Annotated in this window: 8 protein-coding genes; 3 read left to right on the forward strand and 5 right to left on the reverse strand. The window is 45.0% G+C overall.

The annotated features are described in order from the left end of the window. Window positions 1–120: 120 nt before the first annotated feature. Window positions 121–1779 (forward strand): sigma 54-interacting transcriptional regulator, encoded by a 1659-nt coding sequence (locus FDX11_RS05750; protein ID WP_137397612.1) that lies wholly within the window; start codon window positions 121–123, stop codon window positions 1777–1779. A gap of 110 nt (window positions 1780–1889) precedes the next feature. On the opposite strand, the gene FDX11_RS25635 is transcribed toward FDX11_RS05750, so the two are convergent. From FDX11_RS25635 to FDX11_RS05765, 5 genes are all read right to left on the reverse strand, one after another. Continuing rightward, window positions 1890–2015, reverse strand: coding sequence for a zinc-ribbon domain-containing protein (locus FDX11_RS25635; protein ID WP_256372623.1), 126 nt, complete (start codon window positions 2013–2015; stop codon window positions 1890–1892). Between the two features lie 15 nt (window positions 2016–2030). Beyond that, a complete protein-coding gene (locus FDX11_RS25725) occupies window positions 2031–2429 on the reverse strand; it encodes a hypothetical protein (RefSeq protein WP_371414795.1) in 399 nt (132 codons plus the stop codon). A 98-nt stretch (window positions 2430–2527) separates the two neighbouring features. Next, complete coding sequence (locus FDX11_RS25730; protein WP_170975595.1) at window positions 2528–2689, reverse strand: hypothetical protein; 162 nt, start codon at window positions 2687–2689, stop codon at window positions 2528–2530. Window positions 2690–2805: 116 nt separating this feature from the next. Further along, a complete protein-coding gene (locus tag FDX11_RS05760) occupies window positions 2806–3012 on the reverse strand; it encodes an AlpA family transcriptional regulator (RefSeq protein WP_137397613.1) in 207 nt (68 codons plus the stop codon). Window positions 3013–3101: 89 nt separating this feature from the next. Continuing rightward, window positions 3102–3689: an inovirus-type Gp2 protein gene (locus tag FDX11_RS05765; RefSeq protein WP_137397614.1), complete on the reverse strand. Its 588-nt coding sequence runs from the start codon at window positions 3687–3689 to the stop codon at window positions 3102–3104. Window positions 3690–4883: 1194 nt separating this feature from the next. On the opposite strand from FDX11_RS05765, the gene FDX11_RS05770 reads away from it, so the two are divergent. Both FDX11_RS05770 and FDX11_RS05775 read left to right on the forward strand, forming a co-directional pair. Continuing rightward, window positions 4884–5882: a hypothetical protein gene (locus tag FDX11_RS05770; RefSeq protein WP_137397615.1), complete on the forward strand. Its 999-nt coding sequence runs from the start codon at window positions 4884–4886 to the stop codon at window positions 5880–5882. Between the two features lie 174 nt (window positions 5883–6056). Next, window positions 6057–6379 (forward strand): GTPase family protein (locus tag FDX11_RS05775; protein ID WP_170975596.1); only part of this gene is annotated, 323 nt, incomplete at its 3' end.

Here is a 6379-nt window from a genome sequence, read left to right on the forward strand (position 1 = left end):
CTTTCAAATAAAAAATTAATCGTTACTTATCATATAATTATAAATTTCATGTTATGTTGACTTCATTGTCTAGTGATGAAAACATTATTTAATATTTAACTTAATGATGAAATCGACACTGTGGATATTCGAATTATCAATTTTAGCGAAGAGAAACGTCCCGCCGATTTGGCGCTGTATTGGTATCAGGCCGGCTTGAAATCATCCCGCCAACAGACGGTTTCACTTACCGGTGATATCACAGACATGATTTCGCAGGCCGTAATGGATGAATGGAAGCAGGCGCTGAATCTGCTTGTGAAACAGGAAAATATCAAAGCACTGGAGAAAAGATATCCGAACTTTATGCAGTGGATCGCGTTAATTACCGCTCAAGGACCCGGTGTTGTATTACAAAATGAACATAACCTATTTTCCGACTTAGCGATAACGGATCCCTACGATCAGGTTAATGACCGCCTCTTTGTCAGTCAGGCGCGAACTATCGTGACGCGCAAAACGGTTTTTTTGTTGCCAGACAGCTCGCCATCAAGCTCAGCGCTGTATCGGGAGGATGACCGTAACGAATTTATCCGTTCCCTTTCTGCATTCCTCAGCGCAGGAAATACCTCTATTGCACTGGCAAAATCCGGAAATAAAACCGGCGGAGATGTTTCAATTTTCAACACCGTGCTGGCGTCGCTGTTTGCCAGGACTTCGCAATTACGGTTGGATGAAGACACAGGTATTCACATCAAGCATGGCCCCTTGCTTATCGAGGGAGATACCGGCACTGGAAAAAGCGCGGCGGCTAAACATCTGGCTACGAAGATGGGTAAAGCAATGGTTGAAATTAACCTTGCCGCAGTCAGTGAAACATTGCTGGAAACCCGCATGCGGGGATCAACGAAAGGTGCATTTACCGACGCGATCGACAAAAATGGCTTTTTTGAAGAAGCACATAATGGTGTGCTCTTCCTGGATGAATTGCAAAGCGCAAGTTTGGCCTCACAAACACAGTTACTGGATTTATTGTCCGCTATCAGTAACGACGTCTGGATCAGCAAAGTGGGGGAGGATGCGTCGAAGACAAAATACGATGTCAAAGTGGTACTCGCGGTCAATGAGCCTGTCTCGCGCCTGCTGGCCGAAGGTCGGTTACGCCGCGATTTGTTTCACCGTATCCGAGACGTAGTGAAATTCAAATCACTCAACGAGCTGTTTGCTGAGGACCGTGCTCACGCGTTGTTAACACTCATCCTCACGCTCTACCGATGGAAATCCTTTAACCAGCCCGTTTTTGCCAGCGATGGAAAATCGATGCAGGCGCTGTCGCAGCTTTTTACGGTTTATGAAGAGGGTGTTATAGATAAAATATTGTGCGCTCCTTGGCCAGGAAACTTTCGCCAACTAGAACGCTTTGCGTGGGATCTCTTCTTTGTCCTCGGTGACAGAACCAGAGTGACCAACGAGATTATTGACAGTCTGCTCAAAGAGGAAGCAAATCGTATTCCTGCCTCGTTTATTGAAGCACAGCAAATCAACAACGAGCAAACTGCCCCCACAATATTCAGCGAAGTGGAAAACATTATCAAAAAAAACCATTTCAACTTGAAAGCCTCACTGCCTGAACTCGGTGTGTATCGTCTGCGAACCTACAATGCTCTGAAAGGATTCATTCGCGAAAACAGAGCTCAGTTCAGTAAGGGATTTCTGGCTGACTCCAAAATTACGAAGATCATCACCTCCGAGATTGCAGGACGGAAGGGACCTGAAAACTATAAGCCGATCACTTCTTAAGGGCGGGCTGAAATGGTCTGATGAACTGTGACAAACTTCCGGAAATATCACTAAAGCAACTGGCTAGAGCATTAATGTTACCAGCGGTACGTCAACAAAGAATCTGATGTTTATTTTTTGCGCATATGCCGTCCGCACTCCGGACAGCAGCGAATACCATAATCTTCATGCTGACAGAGCACGCAGAAGTAATCCTTTTTTGAAGGCGCTGTGGCGTATATATCATCACGTTCCATCAGTGCATTCACAGCCTAGTCAAAAGTGGATACCGATTTATCCTGGGTAATGCTCCGGTACTCACAATGCGTTAACCTGCGTTCGTCAGCGTCTTCCAAGTTATGTTCGAAATAACCTCCGCTGTCATGCGTCCAGTGCAGACGCAGGGGATTGTTGCAGGAACGGTAGAACCAGATCCCCCGTGAATGCGGAGCCAAATCCCAGAGGTGAGTGACTACGCCCTCGTGGTCAAGGGCGGTACGAATAGTGCGAAATTGCATGGTGTAAATACTGTCATGGGATCCTGATAGCAGGTGGAAGATAACGCAGGTGTATTCTGCGCAACGTTCGGTACTGTGGTCACCGGTACGACAGGGCAGGCAGTAGCGCTCGCTGAAGCAACCAAGGCGGTGCCCGTCGGCCTTGCGTACCAATGGTAACGACGCAGCATGCGTATCCGTCGCGCCTCCAGCGGCTCACGGGGCACATACGGGCAGTGGCGTCCGTTCTCCGTCAGATCTTCCCATGTGTGCTAGAACCACGGGTGGTTGGAGGCCCATTCAGGGTGGAATGCCAGCGCACTGCTGCAGAGGTGGCAAGAGTAGCGGTCGTAAGGGGAAATCTGTGCAGTGGTGGCGCCTGTAAGAAGCTGATTGCCGTCAAGCGCGATAAACGATTTGGTGTAAATGGTCATAATAATGGTCCTTAGCCGGACGACGCGCAGGGCTAAGCCGTCCCGGGGAGGGCAGCAGTGCAGGCATACGACTGGTTGATTTAAATCAGGTGGGGAATGTGATTGCGTTCGACGGCTTACTGACGGGACTTTGCTATGCGTTGCTGCAGCCAGGCTTCCACTTCGCTTTCAAGCCAGCGAGAACTTCTGCCCAGCTTTATGGGCTTAGGAAATTCCCCGAGCTGAATCAGTTTGTAGAACCATTTGTCGGTTAAGCCTGTGAGCTGCGTAATGAACGCCATATCGACAAACTTGTCGGTAAGAAGACTGGTTGGTGTGGTCATCGTTTGTTCTCCGTTGGTGGTAAGGGAGAAGAAGCTAGGTATTCGAATGGTGCAGACTTCTTCAAACGATGACGCGCTGACGTAATTTTTTAACCAATACTACTGATTCGGGGCCTTCCTCCTCGTCCTCTGGGCTTTATCTCACTCAGCCAGAATACAGGGGCTTCACAGTCTTCTTTTTGCTCTTGCTTAGCCAGATAGCTAAGAATAAACGCCAGGTCCCGATAGCCTTCACAGTCTGAGTGGTGCAGGCATCTGGCACCGTTAACTTTGTGGTAAACCTTCTTCTGGCAGTTCTCAAATATCCCCTCACCATCCGTAATGCTTCGCCACTCTTCAGCAATCACCCGCGCAGAGCGGTAACAATTCCGCTTACGTTGTCCATCAAGATAAAACATGGCGTGAAAGTGCAGGCCATGCCGATAAGTGAACTCCATCACCCACACATAACCAATAACAACACCCGCACTCATAACTCTTTCTGCCAGCCGGTACATGTCCATATCCCAGCGATCCCGATAACGATCAGCATAACGGCGACTGGTCGTCTTATAAGCGAAATCCATACGTAGAGGAATAACGTCAGAGTAACGGTCGCGCATACGTTCCATATGATCCGTCAGATCATGAAACAATTCATCGTTAAGGGTATAATTATCATTAATTCGATAAGTCATGTTATTTCTCTCCTGTGGTTAACACTGGATAAGAGAGATATATCAAATTTTAATGACTCAAATGCTCAGTTCAAAAATATGTACCCGCGTTTACTGAATGACGAGTAACGAGAGACGATTCAAAATGATGCGATACTGAAAAACACTGTCATGATATAATTCAGTTGTAAAAGAAACTGATTCTGAGAGAATATTAAGCGCATCACCTGACAGGGTATATTACTTGATGAAGGAGAATGGTTTGTTGTTTAATGTTATGGAGAGTTATCGTACTTACTTAAAGCAGTGCATCTCTTTTAAATATATCTGAGATGGATTATTTTATTAAACGTAAATAATTAACTTCTTTAAGTAAAAATAATAATACCTAAATTAGTACAAAGATGTGACAGCCAGCAATACTCAAAACACACGTTCTAAACAACATATTAAATTTTTCCTCACCATCATCAACTCCCGTAACGAACCAGTGCGAAGAGGATAGTATCCCGGAAGGAAAAGCATCCTGACAAAAATGCTCCTTATGAAAAAAGGCTAAAACAACATACAAACCAGCAGGCAGTAAATAACCCAGTTATCATTTTTCAGAACACCCGAAAAACTAAAATATATTTACGAATATTTTTTCGGACCTACAACTGAAATGCACATACCGGACAATCAGACACACTCCCATCTAACCGGATTCATTCACTGCTCAGGGGGTAGCAGACTCAGGGAACACCTTAACATTCCAGCCTAAAAAAGATCTCCGCTATTATTTTTATTTATCACCAACAAAATATGGAAGCGCTGTCTGTTATCGTATTGTTCCTCTTACGAACGGCTTACCCTGACAGCGTATCCGTAACACATTCTGTCCGGTCTGCTGCCGGAGTCTGAAAACAGCACGTTCCTCCGTTCATCCCCCGTTTACATATCCACTGTATATCGTTACTTCCCCCCACTCAGTTCCACGGACACTGACTGCTTGCCAGTAATGAAGATCAGATCAACCTTATCCAATCAGCGAATTCAGCAACAACCACATCATAGCAGCACATTATAATCAGTTAGTTACAATATCAATTGTAAATAAAAAACCACAAAAAAAAGACTATAATACAGCTGCATTTAAAGTAAAAAAGAGTACAATCTGGATTAAATTTCCCAGGCTATGGTATCACCTGTCAGCGACAAAAAGGAGAACGAGGCATGACGATATGGGATGATTTCCGGGTTTTTGAATTACGCAGGGAGGATCGGTTTTATGAAAAACCCGAACATACATGGGGTGACATCAGCAGGAAATATCTGTTCACCGCTTTCAGGAATAACAAGCCTCCTTACGGTATGTATGATCTGCTGGATAAGTTGTACCGTATCCAGTACACCAGTGGGGAACGAGACTTCCTGCGTCCCAACATGAATAACAGAAATCAGAAAATCATCCTTAGCGAAAGGATCCCTTCTGAAAACAAAAAAGAACTAATACGAGCAATTACTGAAAAAGAAGATACTCAGACTTACCTCAGCAATCATTATCTTTCAATGGTGAAACAATATCGCCAGATTGAAATGATTACATTTTCTTTTTATCTTCCCGATAATGATAACAAGAGTATCCGCGCAGAGAATACATTCACCAGGTCTCTGATGGAACTCAGACAACGCTTTACCTCTTTAAAAAAACAAATAATGTCAGACCCGTTATATAAATCAGTTCGGGGTTATTCACGACTTATCCTGATGACTGTCGGGCATCAGCCATTTTATCTTGTTAACTTCTTTTTCATCAAACATCCTGACGCCTGTGCCAGTGCCTATATTTCGTCAGATATTTATAATAAATGGGCAAATACCGGGGCACCAGAACGGCAGGAATATCCCATGGTTATTTGTTACAAGTTTTCAGATGGCCCACTATTAAAAAATAGACGTAACGATCCGTTACGCTTTCATAATGCCACACGGGTAGTGGATGTTGGGCAAGAAATTAATATTTTTGATTTAATCAATTATGAACACAGAAACACCATCAGTCATAACCGAAAAGGATACCTCACTTTTTTCCGTCTTCAGTCCCAGGTATATAACAGCATTCCTGGAGTGAGAACCCGAACCAGTTCCAATAATTTCACTTACCTCAACACAGAAGAACGTAAGAAAAGGAAAAATAAAAAAGCAAAAATCCAGATACGCGAGTCCGTATAAACAGATGTAATCAATACACCTAAATGCAGATAAGATGTAATATATCGACCCGACGACACAGGTATTTTATATTTTAAAAAAATATCAGATATATATCACTCCAGTGAATTCCCTCCCGTTTACTTCAGTCAGGCCATCCCCGCCGGATGGCCTTTTTATTATGCCGAGGCTTATATGAAACATCCTTCGGGCTATGCCCTGATCCGTCGCCATCTGCGACGCTATCCCCGTGCTCTGCGACAGCACCTTCTCCAGGAACTCAACCGACTCGTCACATATGAACCCGTGATTGGCATTATGGGCAAGACCGGCGTCGGTAAATCCTCGCTGTGTAATGCGCTGTTCCGGAGTGAAGTCTGTACCGTCAACGCCGTGGAAGCCTGCACCCGGCAGCCACAACGTGTGCGCCTGCGCTTCGGCAGTCATTACCTGACACTGGTGGATTTGCCCGGTGTGGGGGAGAGTATTAGCCGCGACGACGAATACCGTGAGCTGTA

The organism is Citrobacter sp. wls714 (assembly GCF_005281025.1).
GTDB lineage: Bacteria > Pseudomonadota > Gammaproteobacteria > Enterobacterales > Enterobacteriaceae > Citrobacter > Citrobacter werkmanii.